At 34.2% G+C, this 16761-nt stretch carries 16 protein-coding genes and 1 pseudogene; 16 read left to right on the top strand and 1 reads right to left on the bottom strand.

The features are described 5' to 3' along the window. The first annotated feature begins 1 nt into the window (after position 1). The 5 genes from AC6I5B_RS11480 to AC6I5B_RS11460 all read left to right on the top strand — a co-directional run bounded on the left by AC6I5B_RS11480 (position 2) and on the right by AC6I5B_RS11460 (position 6090). Positions 2 to 1072: a radical SAM/SPASM domain-containing protein gene (locus AC6I5B_RS11480; RefSeq protein ID WP_195484243.1), complete on the top strand. Its 1071-nt coding sequence runs from the start codon at positions 2 to 4 to the stop codon at positions 1070 to 1072. Positions 1073 to 1139: 67 nt separating this feature from the next. Then, positions 1140 to 1283: a hypothetical protein gene (locus AC6I5B_RS11475; protein ID WP_158567070.1), complete on the top strand. Its 144-nt coding sequence runs from the start codon at positions 1140 to 1142 to the stop codon at positions 1281 to 1283. Between the two features lie 545 nt (positions 1284 to 1828). Next, positions 1829 to 3532 carry an ABC transporter ATP-binding protein gene (locus AC6I5B_RS11470; protein ID WP_195484242.1) on the top strand — a complete coding sequence of 568 codons (1704 nt, stop codon included), beginning with the start codon at positions 1829 to 1831 and terminating at the stop codon, positions 3530 to 3532. A 10-nt stretch (positions 3533 to 3542) separates the two neighbouring features. Next, the gene (locus tag AC6I5B_RS11465; RefSeq protein ID WP_195484241.1) at positions 3543 to 5264 is read left to right on the top strand and encodes an ABC transporter ATP-binding protein; all 1722 of its coding nucleotides are present in this window, start codon (positions 3543 to 3545) and stop codon (positions 5262 to 5264) included. A gap of 121 nt (positions 5265 to 5385) precedes the next feature. After that, a complete protein-coding gene (locus AC6I5B_RS11460; protein WP_118384210.1) occupies positions 5386 to 6090 on the top strand; it encodes a hypothetical protein in 705 nt (234 codons plus the stop codon). Between the two features lie 49 nt (positions 6091 to 6139). Here the strand turns inward: AC6I5B_RS11460 and AC6I5B_RS11455 are convergent, their stop codons facing one another. Then, a complete protein-coding gene (locus AC6I5B_RS11455; RefSeq protein ID WP_118384209.1) occupies positions 6140 to 6472 on the bottom strand; it encodes a helix-turn-helix domain-containing protein in 333 nt (110 codons plus the stop codon). A 464-nt stretch (positions 6473 to 6936) separates the two neighbouring features. On the opposite strand from AC6I5B_RS11455, the gene AC6I5B_RS11450 reads away from it, so the two are divergent. From AC6I5B_RS11450 to AC6I5B_RS11400, 11 genes and pseudogenes are all read left to right on the top strand, one after another. Beyond that, entirely contained in the window at positions 6937 to 7377 is a 441-nt protein-coding gene (locus AC6I5B_RS11450; RefSeq protein ID WP_497773351.1) for an RNA polymerase sigma factor, read from the top strand. After that, positions 7361 to 7618, top strand: coding sequence for a helix-turn-helix domain-containing protein (locus AC6I5B_RS11445; protein ID WP_118384207.1), 258 nt, complete (start codon positions 7361 to 7363; stop codon positions 7616 to 7618). The genes AC6I5B_RS11450 and AC6I5B_RS11445 overlap by 17 nt, the downstream gene beginning before the upstream one ends. A 580-nt stretch (positions 7619 to 8198) precedes the next feature. After that, positions 8199 to 8393, top strand: a complete 195-nt coding sequence (locus tag AC6I5B_RS11440; protein ID WP_118384206.1) for a MerR family transcriptional regulator — start codon at positions 8199 to 8201, stop codon at positions 8391 to 8393. A 79-nt stretch (positions 8394 to 8472) separates the two neighbouring features. Then, entirely contained in the window at positions 8473 to 8697 is a 225-nt protein-coding gene (locus AC6I5B_RS11435) for a type II toxin-antitoxin system Phd/YefM family antitoxin (protein WP_242953103.1), read from the top strand. Between the two features lie 76 nt (positions 8698 to 8773). After that, complete coding sequence (locus tag AC6I5B_RS11430) at positions 8774 to 10030, top strand: site-specific integrase (protein WP_101880354.1); 1257 nt, start codon at positions 8774 to 8776, stop codon at positions 10028 to 10030. 519 nt (positions 10031 to 10549) lie between these two features. Beyond that, positions 10550 to 11059, top strand: coding sequence for a helix-turn-helix domain-containing protein (locus AC6I5B_RS11425; RefSeq protein ID WP_004611337.1), 510 nt, complete (start codon positions 10550 to 10552; stop codon positions 11057 to 11059). After that, positions 10984 to 11700, top strand: a pseudogene (locus tag AC6I5B_RS11420) (IS630 family transposase). Before AC6I5B_RS11425 ends, AC6I5B_RS11420 begins: the two are co-directional and overlap by 76 nt. Before the next feature lie 273 nt (positions 11701 to 11973). Beyond that, positions 11974 to 12231, top strand: coding sequence for a carbohydrate kinase family protein (locus AC6I5B_RS11415; RefSeq protein ID WP_004611334.1), 258 nt, complete (start codon positions 11974 to 11976; stop codon positions 12229 to 12231). Positions 12232 to 12426: 195 nt separating this feature from the next. Next, complete coding sequence (locus tag AC6I5B_RS11410; RefSeq protein WP_270606579.1) at positions 12427 to 13332, top strand: AraC family transcriptional regulator; 906 nt, start codon at positions 12427 to 12429, stop codon at positions 13330 to 13332. 248 nt (positions 13333 to 13580) lie between these two features. Beyond that, the gene (locus AC6I5B_RS11405) at positions 13581 to 15965 is read left to right on the top strand and encodes a glycyl radical protein (protein WP_071143843.1); all 2385 of its coding nucleotides are present in this window, start codon (positions 13581 to 13583) and stop codon (positions 15963 to 15965) included. A gap of 12 nt (positions 15966 to 15977) precedes the next feature. Continuing rightward, complete coding sequence (locus AC6I5B_RS11400; RefSeq protein ID WP_497773350.1) at positions 15978 to 16760, top strand: glycyl-radical enzyme activating protein; 783 nt, start codon at positions 15978 to 15980, stop codon at positions 16758 to 16760. Position 16761 lies beyond the last annotated feature (1 nt).

Below are 16761 nucleotides of genomic sequence, written 5' to 3'. Positions count from 1 at the left end.
TATGATAAATGAAAGTTTAGTAGATAATTACAGTCTGCAAGGAGCGTACATAGAGCTTACATCTGAATGTAATTTACGGTGCTTACATTGTTATAATGAATCAGGCGTGTTGCGCAATTTAATCAACATGAAAGAATATGAAAATATTCTTAATAGTCTTCCAAATGGAGAAGATACAACCGTTACATTATCAGGTGGGGAACCATTATTACACCCTTTGATTTGGGAGTTTGTTAAAAAGCTAGATGAGAAAGAATTTGGAAGAAAATTAATGATAACTAATGCAACATTGATTACACCAGAAATTGCTAAAGCGTTAAAAGCTCATAATTTATCTATACAAGTAAGCTTGAATGGTTCATGTCCAGATACACATGATAAATTATGTGGAAAGGGTAATTTTGATAAAACTATAAAAGGTTTGAAATATTTACTTGATGCGGGGCTTGCAGAGAGAGTTTTAATAAGGTGCATGGTTTCTGCGTTTAATATTACAGATGTAAAAAAGATGATAAAAATGTTAGCAGAGCAGGGAATTAAACATATCGACTTGGCTACGTTAACGCTACTTGGTAGAGGAAAGAAAAATATCGATAAAATGTATTTGTTGCCAAAAGATAAAAAGGCGTTTATTAGAAATATATCTTCAGATGAAGAAATATTGAGGTATATTGAAAATGGGATAAATATTTCTTTTCCAGATGAATTTACAGGGGTTTGTCCACTAATTATGGATAGTATAGATGGAAAGAAGATTCCACTGACACCACGTATTGATTCAAGCGGTAATGTATATTTATGTCAAATATTTTCAGGAGAAAACTATTCTATAGGAAATGTTTATGACGAAACATTAAGTGAAATATGTAAAGGTGATAGACTTTCTCATTTAGTATGGTTCCTGAGATATGGAATGAAATATATGCATGAGTGTGAAAAATGTGTATGGCAATCATCATGCGGAAAAGGGTGTTTAGCACTAGCTTTGAACAACGGTTCTATTCAAGAAACTGATGGAGAGTGTGAACTTCGAAAAGAACAATTTCTTGAAGATTTTTTAAAACAACAATAAGGTAACCGGCTATTAAAGAATTTGTTTTTGATAAATGATTTAGATTTAATTATAGGAGGTATTTAGTATGAACTATACAAAACCAGTAGCAACAAAAGCAACAGTAGCAACTATCGAACCAAGAGCTTGTACATCAAACTTTACTTGTACATCAAGCTTTAACTGCTCTAAATACACATGTAAAAAGAACTTTACATGTAAATCTTGGTAAAATAAGTTAATAAAGCATATAGACATTTTACTGCGAAAAGTCTTTGACAAAAAAATGATATAAAGAGGTTACCTTATTACAAATTCTTTAATAGCTAACTTAAAATGGAACTTTTATGGTAAAAGTTCCATTTTATTTTATCTTATCTATAATTTTAACGCATTTTAGAAAAAAAGTATATAATTCTTTTGCATAAATATTTTTTAAATGAATGTTCTGGATAAGTTTATATTAGCTGTCCGGTGATATATATGGAAATCACTTCTTAGATTCACTTTTGTGCATATTGAATGCATAATTTCTACAGAAATATTTGTAAAGGCTACTACTCACTGTAGATGTGACAAGACCTTGAAAAATATTCCCATAGAAATGAAACCGTAATCAAGCACAAAAAGGCAATTTCTGGTGTCAGAACTCTGATTTCTAAATTTCTGAATTTGTGATTTTTCGAGTCGCAAGAATATTCATTAAAAAAATATACAATATAATACATATAGGGAAATGATAAACAGAATAATTGTAAGAAATAAAAGGAAAAAGCAATGGAAATAGGATATAAATGGATAATAAAAAAAATTATTAAAGGAAATATTTTGGCGTTTTTGGGAATGATATTTATATTTTTTGCTATTGGAATTTTGCAATCAGGGAGCATTTTGATAGTACAAAAAATAATGAGACAGATCAATAGCCCTAAAGAGGCATTAGTAATAATACTAATAATTGCTTTTATCGTAATACAATTATTGAGAAGTTTTGAACATTTTATCAGTGAAAATTGGGAATTATTTATCCAAAAGAAAGTGTTTAGAGTTTTTTATCATGAATTATGTGGAAAAATACATAATATATCAATTTTAAAATTTGATTCAGCACAATTTTTAGTTGATGTTGAGCGCTCAAGGAAAGCAGTAGACAATAAAATCGCAGATTTTATTGGTCAGATATTTTCTTTGATAGCAATTATATCCACCATGATTAGTTTATGTGCTATACTTGTCAAAATAGACAAAAAATTTTTTGCATATTTTCTAATTATGAGTATATTTCAAAATATAGTTCTAATTTTTAACTCAAAAGATACAATTCGATTTTTAAAGAAACAAGATAAAAAGTGGCATAAGGAATATTATTATAAAGACCTATTGGAAAATAGAGAATATGCTAAGGAAATAAGAAATTATAACGGATATGACTGGATTGTGGAAAAAAGAATGGAAAATTATGATCAAATTGCAAAGGAGCATTTAGGGTTTAGTAAAAGATGGTCAGCAATTAATATTATTACAGGAATTTTGATGTATTTATTAGAGGGAGGCATGTTTCTATTTGTGTTTATATATTTGAAAAAAGGAAATATAACATCAGATGTTGCAATAATGTTAATTCAGGCGCAGATACTTTTTTGTACTACAGTATTTGCTTGTGTAGAATATGTAATGAATGCGAAAGAAGATTTTTCTTATATAGATTCATTTATAAAAATTATGAATACAAAAGAGCAAAAAGTAAATGTAGATGCACCGGAGCATATAACTGATAAACTTGAGCTAAAGAATATATTTTTTGGATATGATGAAAAAAATCTTGTTTTAAAAAATATCAATCTATGTATAAAAAAAGGGGAAAAAGTAGCTTTAGTAGGAGAAAATGGTTCGGGCAAGAGTACGCTGGCAAAAATTATAATGGGTTTATTATTACCTACGAAGGGAGAAATAAGTATAGGAAAATGGGAAAAAGCTGCTATTTTTCAAGATTTTGGTAGATTTTATTTGAAAGTAAAAGAGAATATTTTTATAGGAAATTTAAGCGCCGATATTGATGAATTTGAAGACTTTTATAAAAACAAAAAAGAATTTCAATTTATCGAAAATCTGCCAAATGGACTTGATAGTCTTTTGGGACCTGAAATTTATGAAAATGGACTTGAATTATCAGGTGGGCAATGGCAAAAGATAGCTTTACTTCGTGCGCTAATTAGAAATGCTGAGATTATTGTATTTGATGAGCCAACATCTGCTATGGATCCTGTCGCAGAGAGAGAATGCTTTAAAGAGATAGAAGAATTATTAAAAGATAAGACAGTGATTATAATAACTCATAGAATAGGATTGACTAAATTCGCAGATAAAATAGTAACTTTGCAAAATGGACAAATTGTAGAAGAAGGTACGTATAAAGAACTTTTGAATAATACTAGTATTTTTCAAAAATATTACATGGAACAAAGTAAATGGTATAAGTGAGATGAATAAGATGAAAATATGTATCAAAATGATAAAAGAAATAATAGACAAAAGATTGTTACAAAGAATTGTGATAATGATTGTTTTGCTGCTTTCAGCAGGAATGATAGAACCTTTTATAACGTGGATATATAAGGTGATTATTGACTGTATTAGTGACTTCTCAGAAATAGATTTACAAATAATAGTGTTTGTGATATTTGCATACGAAATTCTTCAGTGCTTGATACAAATTCTCAATTATGTTAAGGAACATTTTTTTTTAAGAATCAATTATCAGTTTAGTAAAAATATTATGAAAAGTATACATCAAAAAATTAAAAATATTGATATGGAAGAATTTGAAAACCGAAAAGTATATGACTTAATGGAGAGAATAAATTCAAAAATGGCAGATGATGTATTAGATATTTTAACGACAGGATTTCAGGTTGTGACAATTGTGATATCAATACTCATATATTGTGTTATGCTTTTTGATATAAGATGGTATTTCCCAATACTAATTATTATAAGTTTAGTTCCGTCAATAGCTTTAAAACAGAAGAAAAATAAAGAAAAATTTTGTCTCGCAAGAGATTTGTTTCCAGAGGAAAGGAAAAAAAATTATTTTCTTAATGCTGTATTCCAAAGACAATATGTTAAAGATATTAAATTGTTAAATTTGGAACCTTTTTTTTTAGAGAAGGCACAAATAACTAATGATAAGGTTATCGAAAAAAATAGAGAGTTGTCAGTAAAATATTTTTTGTACGAATTATGCGTAAATATACTAAAATATGGAATACTTGGAAGCCTTATTTATATAACTTGTCATTTGGCTGCATATCAGATGGTAACGGTTGGAAGTGTCATGTTGCTGGTTAATATTTTTCAGCTGTTAACTCAAAATGTTGAATGTTTTGTAGATTTGATAAAAGGATTTAGTGACGTTTCATGGCTTATGGAAGAATGGGATGAGTTCAAAAATTTGAAAGAAAAAAAGTGGGGAAATAAGAGGAGTAGTACATATACAATACAGTTTGAAAATGTAAAGTATAAGTATCCAAATTCTAAAAAAAACTCTTTAAATGATGTATCGGTGAATATTAAATCAGGTGAGAAGGTAGTGATTGTTGGCGAAAACGGAAGTGGAAAATCTACGTTTATAAATCTTTTAATGGGAATGTATCCAGTAAGTGAGGGAAAGATAAAAATAGATGGTATAGATATAAAAGATATAGATAAAAAGTGTATGGATAAAATAGTATGCGTATTTCAAAATTTTATTAAATATCATGCAACAATAAAAGAAAATATTACATTAGGAAAAGAAAAATTAGAAAAAGAAAATATTTTTCTTCAAAGTTTTGATTTGGATTATTTTTTAAAAAATAGTGATATAGAATTAGGGCAGTTAAATGAGGGTGGGATTGAGTTGTCAGGAGGTCAATGGCAAAAACTAGCAATATGTAGGGGATTGGTAAGAGAAGCAAAAGTGCTGATTATGGATGAACCAACAGCTAGCCTTGATGCAAAAAGTGAAAATAAACTATATGAAAATTTGATAAAGCTTTGTCATAATGATAAAACTTTAATTTTGATTTCTCATAGAATGAGTGCATGTAGACTATGTGATAGAATTTTAACTTTTTCAGAAGGAAAAGTAATAGAAGATGGAACATTTGATGAGCTTATAGAACGAAAAGGAAAATTTTATGAATTATACATGGCTCAAAAGGAATATTACTAAATTAGAATAAGATATATGAAAATATAGTTGCAATATTTTATTCTATGTGATATTCTGTAAATGGAAAGACTATCGCAGTAGTCTGTATGCGTGATGAATTTAGTGAAAGGAGATTTTAACTATGAAGAAAAAAAATATTATTATTGGATCAATATGTCTAGTTGCAGTAATAATGGGAGCTTGTGGCACACAGGACAAAAAGAATATGCAAGATAATATACAGGCTATGGAAAACAGTAGTCATAAAAGTGCAGATACAACAGATGCGTTTGATTCTAAGAAATATGAAAAATATGAAAAATATGGTTTAAAGTATAATAATGAGGAAAAGAGATTTTATTATGAAGGAAAGTTAGTGAGAAAATTTTCAGATAAAAAAGATGCATCTGGAAATACGGAAGGTTTTTCTTTTTCTGACGGAGAAATTGATATTGAAGCACAGCGAAGTAAAACTTATAAATTAGAGGGATTAAAAGTGCTAACCAAAGAAGAATTTGACAAAAATACAGAGAAATTAAAGGAAACTATTATTCTCAATGGAGTTCAGTCTTTTGAAGCAGGTGATGATAAAGTAAAAGATGATACACTAGAAGATTATTCTTTGTATGGAGTCATATATGATTCGGAAAGAGAACTTTGGCGATATGAGGATAAAGATATTTACATTTTTTATGATCAGGATGGATATAAACTGATCCAAGGAGATGTAAATATTAAAAATAGTGTTTCCTTGAAAGTTGAAAGGAATCAGGATGGAAAAATTGAAAAACTCGTAAAATTAAATGAAAATGAGGTGGCTTCTTATACAAAAGAAATTATCCAGTAACACTAAAAGGCACTAAAATAAATTATTTATATGCCTTTTATAAATGATACTATTTAATTGTTTGACTTTCCAAAGCGGCTTGAAGTGTAGCTTGTACTATTTGTAATGAACGCTTATCACAAGTATACAGTTGGCGTATTATTGAGTCGAATTCCGTTATAGAAGAATTTTTTTCAGGATAAAAAATATTATCAGGATTTATTCCAAGTTCTCTGATAAGCTTATATAGGATAGAGTAACTCGGTTTTTTGTGTTCATTTTCTATACGATATAAATAACGCTCGCTAATACCTAACTTTTCAGCCAAGCATTCAATAGTAATAGATTTATTTTCACGAGCAGCCTTTACAACATCGCCTAAAGTATCAGATATTTCATGCACTGATAGTTCACCGCCTCTTTTATAAATATAAACTATTTCTTTAAATAATATAATGGCATAAAGATACAGATATATACGAACTGTCAGTTCTTTTGCGAGGAGCAGTGGAAATATAGATACCCCCCTTTTGACGATGTTTGGTCAAGAGGGGGTATTATGTATACAGCGATTTTGGGGATGTATATAACAATTGAAAGAGAAAAGTACATTTGTTGTACAATTGTTCTAGGTTTATTTTGGAGAAAAACTGAACTATCAGTACATGAGTATTATGAATAAAAGTATATTTAAAAAAGCAAGATTATTTGTTTTTTTGAATATGCTTTTTATTTTTTATTGCATTGTTTTTATTTAAAAAATTTTTTATATAGAACAGCCGAACATTCTATATGACTCATTCGGGATAAGAACGAAAAGAGAAAAGAACTTTGCTCTTATCTTTAAATAGGAAGGAGGTGAACTCTATGGGGCAATCTTCTTCCTATGACGAACAAACAATTCGGCATCAATTTGATCGTAAATGTAAATTGGCATTGAAGGGGGAGAAAATAGATTATGACAGACATCTTTCTTATCGACGGGAACACGAAGTCTTATTTTGTGAATTGCCGGAAGCCGATTTTGGGAAAATATCTATGACAGATGAGTATGATGTAGAAAACTATTCTCTGATAGACATACAGTTTGATGTAAAGATAAAAGATGAACTGTTGGCAAAAGCAATAGAAACATTGACAGATAGAAAAAAAGAGGTTATTTTCTTAGCTTATTTTCAGGGAATGTCAGATGCTGCAATTGCAAGAAAGCTAAATCTTGTAAGAAGTACAGTATGTGAGCATAGAATACGATCTTTAGAATTATTGAAAAATACGATGGAGCAATACAGATATGGAAATAACAGATAAAAACACAGAAAAAATAAAATTAGTACCATTCGCTGTGATTCAAAAAGCAGTAGAAGGAGATATTGTATCAATTAACAAGGTGTTAAAACATTATGAAGGATATATATCTTGTCTGGCTGTTCGGAGAATGTATGATAAATATGGAAATGAGTATTATTGTATAGATGAAAATCTTCGTAGTAGTCTAGAAGCAAAGTTGATTAAAACAATTTTGGGATTTAAATTGGTACGTAAAAAGTAATTTAAAACAACCATTATAGCACCTTGATAATAGAACAGAATTCTTGTAGGACATAGAAAGTGGTGGAGCCGGCAATCAGTACGCCATGACTATTAAAATATTCAACTTTGCGACATCATGCTATAAAGTTGAATAGTACGAGCGAGTAATATTGAGGTGCGAACAAATGAATATTCTTGTGCGATGAAATCACACTTCCGGAAATTTGGAAATCAGAGTTCCGGTACTCGGAAATCGCCTATTTTGTGCTTGATGACTTATCCATTTCTGTTTGGATATTGGTCAAGACCTTGCCGCATCTGCGGTGCGTAGCAGTCTTTACCAATGTCTCAACAGAAATTATGATTCGGTATGCACAAAAACGGATCTAAAAAGTGATTTCCATATCACCGGACAGCTGATGTAAAACCATCCGGAATATTCAAACAAAAATGGGATTTTGTGCGAAGATGCTACTTTTGATAATGATACTTCTGGAGAAGGCTGCTCCGGTCTGAAAAGATGGTGAAAATCCAATGAACTGTTTCCCGACAGTACCTACAGGATGTATATATAAAATAAGAAGAAAGGAAGTTTTAAAATGAAATATGAAAAGACTTTATTAACAGTAGATGAATTTTGTCATTATGTGGGAATTGGAAAGACCAAAGCGAGAGAATTGATTTCCAATCCATGCTGCAAATACGTTGTTAGGATAGGACGAAGGGTATTTATACATAAAGAGTTGTTTGATAATGAATTAAAAAGAAATGCTAAATTTCAACTAACAATGTGAAGCTACAGAAAAATATTTAAAATACATCTTGAACATGTGTCATAATTATGCTACAATAAAAGCGAAAGGAGATGAAAAGATGCCAAGAATAATTCCGATTAGGGAATTAAGAGATACAAATGCTATTTCAGAAATATGCCATAGTTCAGAAGAACCTGTGTTTATAACTAAGAATGGGTATGGAGATATGGTTATTATGAGCTTAGAAACCTTTGAAAAAAACTCTGGAATGAGTGATTTTTATGGAAATATAAAGTTTAATAAAGGTAAATATTCTGATTTAAAGAAAAAAGAGGGCATCTGATTTCTGGGTGTATTTTAAGTATTGCCGGTAATTCACGTTTTAAAATTGTGGGTGCAATTATGAAAGGACAGTAATTATGGGTAAAGACTTAAAAGGCAAGGAGTTAGGACGGGGATTGTCACAAAGACCAGATGGGCGCTATATGGGTAGAGCGCAGGTGGAAGGAAAGCCAATTGTGTTATATGGCTGGAAAGTAAAAGAGCTAAAAAAGGAATTGGTAAGAGCTGTTGATGATCTAAAAAGAAGTAATTTGTTACCAGAAGAAGATGGAACAGGAATTACACTGAGTGAATGGTTTGAAGAATGGTATAGCAAATATAAAGCGCCAACATTGAAAGATGGAGGTTCTCCAGCGTATAAAAGAAAGTTTTTAAACTATTATGGAGTGCGCATAGGTTCAAAATATTTAGCAGATATACGACAGCTTCATGTACAAACGGCAATAGCTGACATGGTAGAATCTGGAAGAAGTTCAAAATCTATTAGAGAAGCAACAGGGATTTTACAGAACTGCATCGAGGCTGCAATAGCAAATGGGCTTATGAGGATAAATCCGGTAGTTGGAACTATTGTACCTAAATGTGAAAAAGTAGAAAGAAGAGTATTGACGGTTGAAGAACAAAGAATTTTTCTAGACTATCTTGCTCAAAATAAAAGTTGGTATGAGGAACTGTACAAATTTATGTTACTTACAGGACTTCGGATTGGTGAAGTTGGTGGCTTGCAATGGGAAGATATTGATTTTTCAAACAGATTTATTTATGTGAAAAGAACATTGTCTTATCAATATGAAGATGGTAAAAAAACAATGAGATTAACATCTCCTAAAACTGAAAATTCAGTAAGAAAAGTTCCTTTTTTTGGAGAAACACAAAAGATACTTGAGCAACAATTTGAAAAAGTGAAAAGAAGAAAAAAGGATTTGGGAGATCGTTGGAGAAAACCAGAGGAAATGGGAAACTTGGTATTTCTGACGTCAATGGGCTCTCCAATAGGAAGATATAACATTGAAAGTGATATGCGTTATATCACTCAACAGATCAATGATATATTTCGTACAGAAGCATTATACTCTGGTGGAATTCCAAAAAATTTTGAAAAGATTCACCCTCATGCACTTAGACATACATTTGCAACAAGATGTTTTGAAAAGGGTATGACACCTAGGACAGTGCAGGAGATTATGGGACATGCTAATTACAATACAACAGTGTCGTACACACATGTCTTAGATGATATTAAATTAAAAGAAGCAGAGCGCCTTGGGGATTTCTTAGAAAATGGGAACAATAATCAGACGCTTGAGTACAATGATGTGATTGGAATATTGTAGTGATAACCGTCTACTCAAAAAGTTAGGGCGGAATATCTTTGGAAATAGTTTAAAGGCAGATTGAAAAAATGGAAAAAGCCTGAGTTTTAGCAGAAAAGCAAGATTTAGAAAATAACTGCTAAAGTAAAACTTCGCAAAGCAGATGGGAAACTAATTTATCAATCGTAAGACTGGTAAAAAGCGAATTAAATAGCGTATTTAAGCGATTTCTGGCTATTTTGACAAGTGTTATAAACTACTGTAAAATCTCACAAAATATCGTGCTATTTTGGGTACAGATTGGGTAGGGTATTGGGTAAAGAAATTTACCCAACCTCTTAACGAGGAATTTACTTGTTGTTTAAAAATAGAAAGGGAACGCTGTGAGTGTTGAGGGTGTATTGCATTTTGCAATATGCCCTTAAATTTGGGGAAAATAATGTTAAAGACTAGTGTATTGACATATTTATATTTAACACAATTATTCTTTTGCTTCATGCCGTTTCATGATATACTAAAAAGAAACGGCGGTGATTCATTATGGCAAGACCAAAAACATATCATATTATACTCAGTGACAATGAAGTGTCAGCTCTTCGTAAGGTTATCAGGGATAAGAAAACCTGTAAAACCGTCCTAAAGAGATGTCAGATTTTATTAGAGTTAGATGAAGTCAGTGGTACTGGTTTGACCCACTCACAAATTGCACATACTTATGCGGTCTGTCCGGCTACGGTTACAAATATTATCCAATCTTATGTTAAGAACGGTATTACTAATATCGTCAAATACAACATCAGCCCAAATTCAAGTGCGGCATTACGCAAGGCAGATGGACGGACAGAAGCGCATTTGATTCAAATTGCTTGCGGTCCGGCACCCGAAGGACACTCCCGAAGGACACTCCGACTTCTGGAAGAGAAAGCACGTATTGAACTGGAAACACCAGTCAGCAGAGAAACAATCCGCAGGGTATTAAAAAAAATGAACTTAGACCTCACCTCAATGACTATTGGTGCATCCCGCCAAAAGAGGATGCAGAATTCATAGCATGTATGGAAGATGTTCTCGATGTCTATGAACTCGCGTATGACCCAATGCATCCGGTCGTCTGCATGGATGAAAAACCATACCAGCTGTTGGGAGAGACAAGGGAACCGCTGCCAATGCGCCCGGGCGATGACCGGAAAGTAGATTCCGAATATATCCGTAATGGTACATGTAGCATCTTTGCTTTCATAGAACCTCTTGCTGGGAAGCATCATGTCAGTGTCCGGGAGCACCGGACTGCAGTTGACTGGGCAGAAGAAATAAAATACCTTGTTGATGTCATGTACCCAGAAGTGGAAAAAACCATTCTTGTAATGGATAACCTTAATACCCATAAACCGGCATCCTTATATAAAAAGTATCCTGCGGCAGAAGCAAGGCGTCTTATAAAACGCTTGGAAATCCATTATACACCGAAACATGGAAGCTGGCTGGATATCGCTGAAATAGAACTTAATGTAATGACACGCCAGTGCCTGTCACGGCGAATTGACGATATCAATCATCTCCGCAGCGAATTATCGGCATAGGAAACCGAGCGTAATACAAGGGCGGCAAAGGTGGATTGGCAATTTAAAACTGCTGATGCACGAATCAAATTGAATTCGCTATATCCCAAATTTACTGCCACTTCCGTGTAAGTGGCAGTAATGCTAAATATATACATGCCAACACACTAGAGGAAAAATATTCTTTGAAACTCAGCAAAGAATTAGAACTTTTTAAATCAAACATTGAGAATAAAAAATATATAAGTCGAACAAAATTTGACACTGAATTTCAAATTTTCAAAGTTAGGTGCCATTGAGTAGTGTTAAAATATTGACAAAAAAGAATCGATGCTGTTACTATAATAGTGTTGATCTTTTTTCACATATGCGGATATAATATCAAACAGGGAGACGAGTAGACTAATGACAAAAAAGAGCGCAGTGATTAAGAATCTGTCCGGATTTGTCAAATATTCGCTGACAGCAGCGATTCCGGTGATATCAGTGATGGGTGATGATGGGGTAAAGTATGATATGTTTACTGATGGACTGCTGGCAAAGATGAAAGAACTCACCTGTCAGGCGGATGTTCTTACTCCTAATCTGAAAGAGCTGTGCCTGCTAACGAAAGAGAATTATGAGACAGTCTGTTACAAAAGGGAGCAAAGCAGATTCTGGTAACAGAGATTTATCTGATAGAAAATGGAGAAGAAAAGATTGGTAATCTGATCATTGATAAAGAAGATTGCGAGCTAATTGCATTTCCATATATTGGCGGAAGTTATTCGGGGACTGATGATCTTTTCGCATCAATTATTGCCGGAGACATGGTAAGAGGAGATGCACTGGGAGATGTTATACAGGGAGGTAAGTAATATGGAGAAAGCAAAAGAAGAAGTCTCAAAGATGCCTGAATGTCCGAATTATAATGACTGTGCTTTTCCAGTCAGTATGCATACGATAACCAAATATGATATTTTCCCGAATGGAAGAGGTTTTCATGATGTTCACTGGCATGATGAAATACAATTCACATATGTAAGTAAAGGAGAACTTACAATGCAGGTGGAGGGAAGAGAGTATGTGCTAAAAGAAGGAGAGGCACTGTTTATCAACAGTGGACTTATTCATGTGACAACAAGTATTTCAGAAGATGGGCAATATGAAGGCTTTATGTTTCCAGAGAAATTACTTGGATTTTTCCCGGGAAGCAGGATGGAACAAAATTATGTACTTCCATATCTGAAGAGTAATGTGCTTTCTGTCTGCGTATTGTACCGGGAATCAGCAGAAGATGAGAAGATATTGTCAGATATTCGTAATCTGAGGGAGCTGTTTAATAATAAAGAGAATGTGACAGCATTTGAATATGAGGTTGCAGTCCGGATGACTGCCATCTGGCTGCAGATTGTACGGAATGTTTCGGATACGATGCAGAAGATGCCGGCATGTTATCTGCAGCGTCAGGAGCGGATGAAAAAGATGATGCAGTATATTGTAGAGCATTATCATGAGGCCATTACCCTTAAAGAGATTGCTGAATCAGCAAGTATTAGCATTGAAGAGTGCAGACGCTGTTTTAAGGATATCATTAAGGAAACGCCAATGCATTATCTGTCTTCGTATCGTGTTATGGTAGGCATGGAATTGTTGCGGACTACAGATTTGGATATTACAGATATAGCATTTCGTGTAGGATTTAACGATTCCAGCTATTTTATACAGGCATTTAAAAAGAAAAATGGAATGACACCTAAGCAATACAGAAATCATATTTTTTAGTGTTGTGAAGAGATAACGTTCAGAGAATGATACACAATGTAAGTGTATCATTCTATTTTTTTTGTGCAATAATGTGTTGTGGAATTGGATTTTATCACATTTTTTGTGGAATTTTTTGTGGAAAAATTAATATTTTTCTTTGTTAAAGTAATGGAATTGTTAAAAATATAACGTTATAATCTTGTCAGAAAGTAAAGAGAATATGTTCGAAAGTTACTAGATAAATATGGTGAAGGAGGAGTCATATCATGAATGAGAAACAAAGAGCAAGAATAAATTTCATGAAAGAACGTGTTGTTAATACAATCCCAGAAATGGATCTAGAAAATGCAAGAATTCTGACGGAGAGTTTCAGGGAGACGGGTGGAGAGCCATTGGCTATTCAGAAAGCAAAGTCTTTTCGCAGACAGTGCCAGGAGAAAACAATCAAGATATGGGATCAAGAGCTGATCGTAGGGTGTGCCGGAAGTAAGATGCGAGGCGGTATTCTCAGTGCAGATACTTGCTGGTCTATCTTGGACAAAGAACTGGATACCATCAATGAAAGAAAATATGATCCTTTTATTTTAAAGCCGGAAGACAGACAGATGTTCTTGGATGTAGTAAAACCATTTTGGGAAGGGCGTTCCACTTATGAAGCATGGCTCAAACAGATTCCAGATGATGTACGCGCATTAAGAGACAGTGGACAGATCTACATTGATAAGAAAGCTGTACGAGGCTGGGGCGAGACGACTGCCGGATACAAGCAGATTATTGATGAAGGTATTGAAAGTATCATGAATACAATCAAGGCAGAGCGAGAAGCGCTTGACCTGACAGACCCGGGAGCATTTGATAAAGATAATTATCTTCAGGCACTCCTGATTTCGGCAGAAGGCATCTGCATTATGGCTGAAAGATATGCGAAAGAAGCAGAACGTCTGGCAGAGCTGGAGAAAGACGAAGAAAGAAAAGCTGAATTATTAACGATTGCTGAGACTTGCCATCATGTACCGAGATATCCGGCAAGGACATTTCAGGAGGCAATTCAGTCATTCTACTTCTATCATATTTCGATTTTTATGGAGCAGAATGCAGCAGCATATAATCCGGGAAGAATGGATCAGTATTTTTATCCATATTACAAAGTCGATATTGAAAGTGGAAGAATCACAGAGGATGAAGGACAGGAGCTTCTGGAGTGTCTGTGGGTGAAGTTCTCTGAACCATGTGTATTCCAGGATGCAACAACAGCAAGATATTCAGCAGGATATCCAATGTTCCAGACACTGTGCTGTGGTGGCATCGATGCAGAGGGCAGAGATGCAGTTAATGATATTTCTTATATGATGTTACAGGCTACACAGGATGTGCAGCTCTATCAGCCAAACATGTGTGTAAGATACAGTATGGCTAAGAATCCGACTAAGTTTTTGAAGAAGGTTGCAGAAGTTATCAGCCTGGGTACCGGATTCCCGGCATTCTATAATGATGATGTGGGAATACGTATGTTGATGAATAAAGGTATTCCACTTAAGGAAGCATATGACTGGAATCCGGCAGGCTGTGTAGAGACAAATCTAGACGGAAGACTGCGTCACTATTCCGCATTTGCAGATATTAATCTGGGCGGTATCATTGAGTTCGCATTGACGAATGGAGTGAACCGTAAGACAGGAAGAAAGGTAGCAACAGAGACCGGAGATCCGACTACATTTGAGACATATGAGGATTTTGAAAATGCAGTAAAAGAGCAATTAAAGTATTCTGTACGTATCTGTGTAAAGGAAAGCCATATTATCGATGATATCTGCATGGATCGAATCGTTCCGGCACTTTCCTTATCCTTCCGCGAATGTGTGAAGAATGCCAAAGATTATGCGTGGGGCGGAGCGAAATACAACACCGGTAATGGTATCATTCTGATTGGTGTAGCGGATTTGATAAACAGTATGGAAGCAATCCGTGATCTGGTATATGACCGTAAGCTGGTCAGCATGGAAGATATGGTGAAAGCTCTTGATGCTGATTTTGAAGGATATGAAGAGATTCAGAAACTTTGTAAAGAAAGTCATAAATATGGCAATGATGACGATGATGTAAATGATATTACTAGCCACATGCTTACATTTATTGCAGATGAAATTGAAAAATATCACAGTAAATTTGGACAGATGACACCTGGTATCTTACCAGTATCCGGTAATACACCATTTGGACAGGACGTTGGAGCACTGCCATCAGGAAGAAAAGCATGGATGCCACTTGCAGATGGTATCAGTCCGAATGGAGGAACAGACGTAGAAGGACCGGCAGCGGTAATTAAGTCAGTTGCAAGTATTCCACATTCAAGATATACACAGGGAACATTGCTTAATATGAAACTGGAACCGGATATGGTAAAGACTGAAAACGGTATTCGGCAGCTGATGGCACTGTTGAGAAGTTTGTGTACGTTGGATGTATATCATGTACAGTTCAACGTTATCGATAAAGAGACACTTCTTGCAGCACAGAAAAAGCCGGAAAATTACAAAGGTCTGCTGGTGCGTGTAGCTGGATATACAGCATATTTTACGGAGCTTGGAAGAGAAGTGCAGGATGAGATTATTGCTAGAACCGCACAGAGCAACTTCTGTAGCACCTGTTAACAGGAGGTAATAATGGAAAGACGGACAGGAAAGGTACTTCGGATAGAAAAAGCATCCATCCATGACGGAGATGGTCTTAGAACTGTCGTGTTCATGAAAGGTTGCCCACTCCGGTGTCAGTGGTGTTCGACACCGGAGTCGCAGTCCATAGAATGTATGATGGATTATGGATATGATGCAACACCGGAAAGTATTATGAAGATTATACGCAAGGATGAAGTTTTTTACTTTCATTCAGGTGGTGGTGTGACAATCAGTGGCGGAGAAGTGCTTCTGCAGTCGGATTTTGTCCGAGATATTCTGAAAGAATGCAGGGATGAAGGAATCAATACAGCGATTGAATCCAGTCTGTATGGACCATATGAGGCACTGGAGAAGATGCTTCCTTATCTAAACACGGTTTTTGTGGATTTCAAACTGGCCGATGAGCAACAGCATCTAAAATATACAGGTGCATCCAATAAAATCATCAAGGACAATATCCGTCGTATGGATGCGGAGTTTACAGGAGATATTCATGTGAGAATTCCGACAATTCCTACAATTAATATGACAGAAGAAAACATGAGGCTTACGGCTGAATTTGTCAGACCATTGAAACAAGTCAGGGACATTGAATTGTTGCCATATCATAAGCTGGGAGTGGATACCTATAGAAAAATGGGGAAAAAGTATGAGCTTGAAGATATCCAGTCACCAAATCAGGAGCAGATGAGGAGCATAGCATCAAAGCTACAGGAATATCAGCCAGGATGTGCAATTAAAATCAATGGAATCTATTATAGAAAAGTATGAG

It is taken from the genome of Faecalimonas nexilis (assembly GCF_059731825.1).
Note: the sequence above shows the minus strand (reverse complement) of the source record. Positions and strands in the feature narration are given on the sequence as shown.

Excerpts from the sequence above, each read along its gene's own strand:
- AC6I5B_RS11480 (WP_195484243.1), top strand. The coding sequence starts at position 2 with ATGATAAATGAAAGTTTAGTAGATAATTACAGTCTGCAAGGAGCGTAC.
- AC6I5B_RS11475 (WP_158567070.1), top strand. The coding sequence starts at position 1,140 with ATGAACTATACAAAACCAGTAGCAACAAAAGCAACAGTAGCAACTATC.
- AC6I5B_RS11470 (WP_195484242.1), top strand. The coding sequence starts at position 1,829 with ATGGAAATAGGATATAAATGGATAATAAAAAAAATTATTAAAGGAAAT.
- AC6I5B_RS11465 (WP_195484241.1), top strand. The coding sequence starts at position 3,543 with ATGAAAATATGTATCAAAATGATAAAAGAAATAATAGACAAAAGATTG.
- AC6I5B_RS11460 (WP_118384210.1), top strand. The coding sequence starts at position 5,386 with ATGAAGAAAAAAAATATTATTATTGGATCAATATGTCTAGTTGCAGTA.
- AC6I5B_RS11450 (WP_497773351.1), top strand. The coding sequence starts at position 6,937 with ATGGGGCAATCTTCTTCCTATGACGAACAAACAATTCGGCATCAATTT.
- AC6I5B_RS11445 (WP_118384207.1), top strand. The coding sequence starts at position 7,361 with ATGGAAATAACAGATAAAAACACAGAAAAAATAAAATTAGTACCATTC.
- AC6I5B_RS11440 (WP_118384206.1), top strand. The coding sequence starts at position 8,199 with ATGAAATATGAAAAGACTTTATTAACAGTAGATGAATTTTGTCATTAT.
- AC6I5B_RS11435 (WP_242953103.1), top strand. The coding sequence starts at position 8,473 with ATGCCAAGAATAATTCCGATTAGGGAATTAAGAGATACAAATGCTATT.
- AC6I5B_RS11430 (WP_101880354.1), top strand. The coding sequence starts at position 8,774 with ATGGGTAAAGACTTAAAAGGCAAGGAGTTAGGACGGGGATTGTCACAA.
- AC6I5B_RS11425 (WP_004611337.1), top strand. The coding sequence starts at position 10,550 with ATGGCAAGACCAAAAACATATCATATTATACTCAGTGACAATGAAGTG.
- AC6I5B_RS11415 (WP_004611334.1), top strand. The coding sequence starts at position 11,974 with ATGACAAAAAAGAGCGCAGTGATTAAGAATCTGTCCGGATTTGTCAAA.
- AC6I5B_RS11410 (WP_270606579.1), top strand. The coding sequence starts at position 12,427 with ATGGAGAAAGCAAAAGAAGAAGTCTCAAAGATGCCTGAATGTCCGAAT.
- AC6I5B_RS11405 (WP_071143843.1), top strand. The coding sequence starts at position 13,581 with ATGAATGAGAAACAAAGAGCAAGAATAAATTTCATGAAAGAACGTGTT.
- AC6I5B_RS11400 (WP_497773350.1), top strand. The coding sequence starts at position 15,978 with ATGGAAAGACGGACAGGAAAGGTACTTCGGATAGAAAAAGCATCCATC.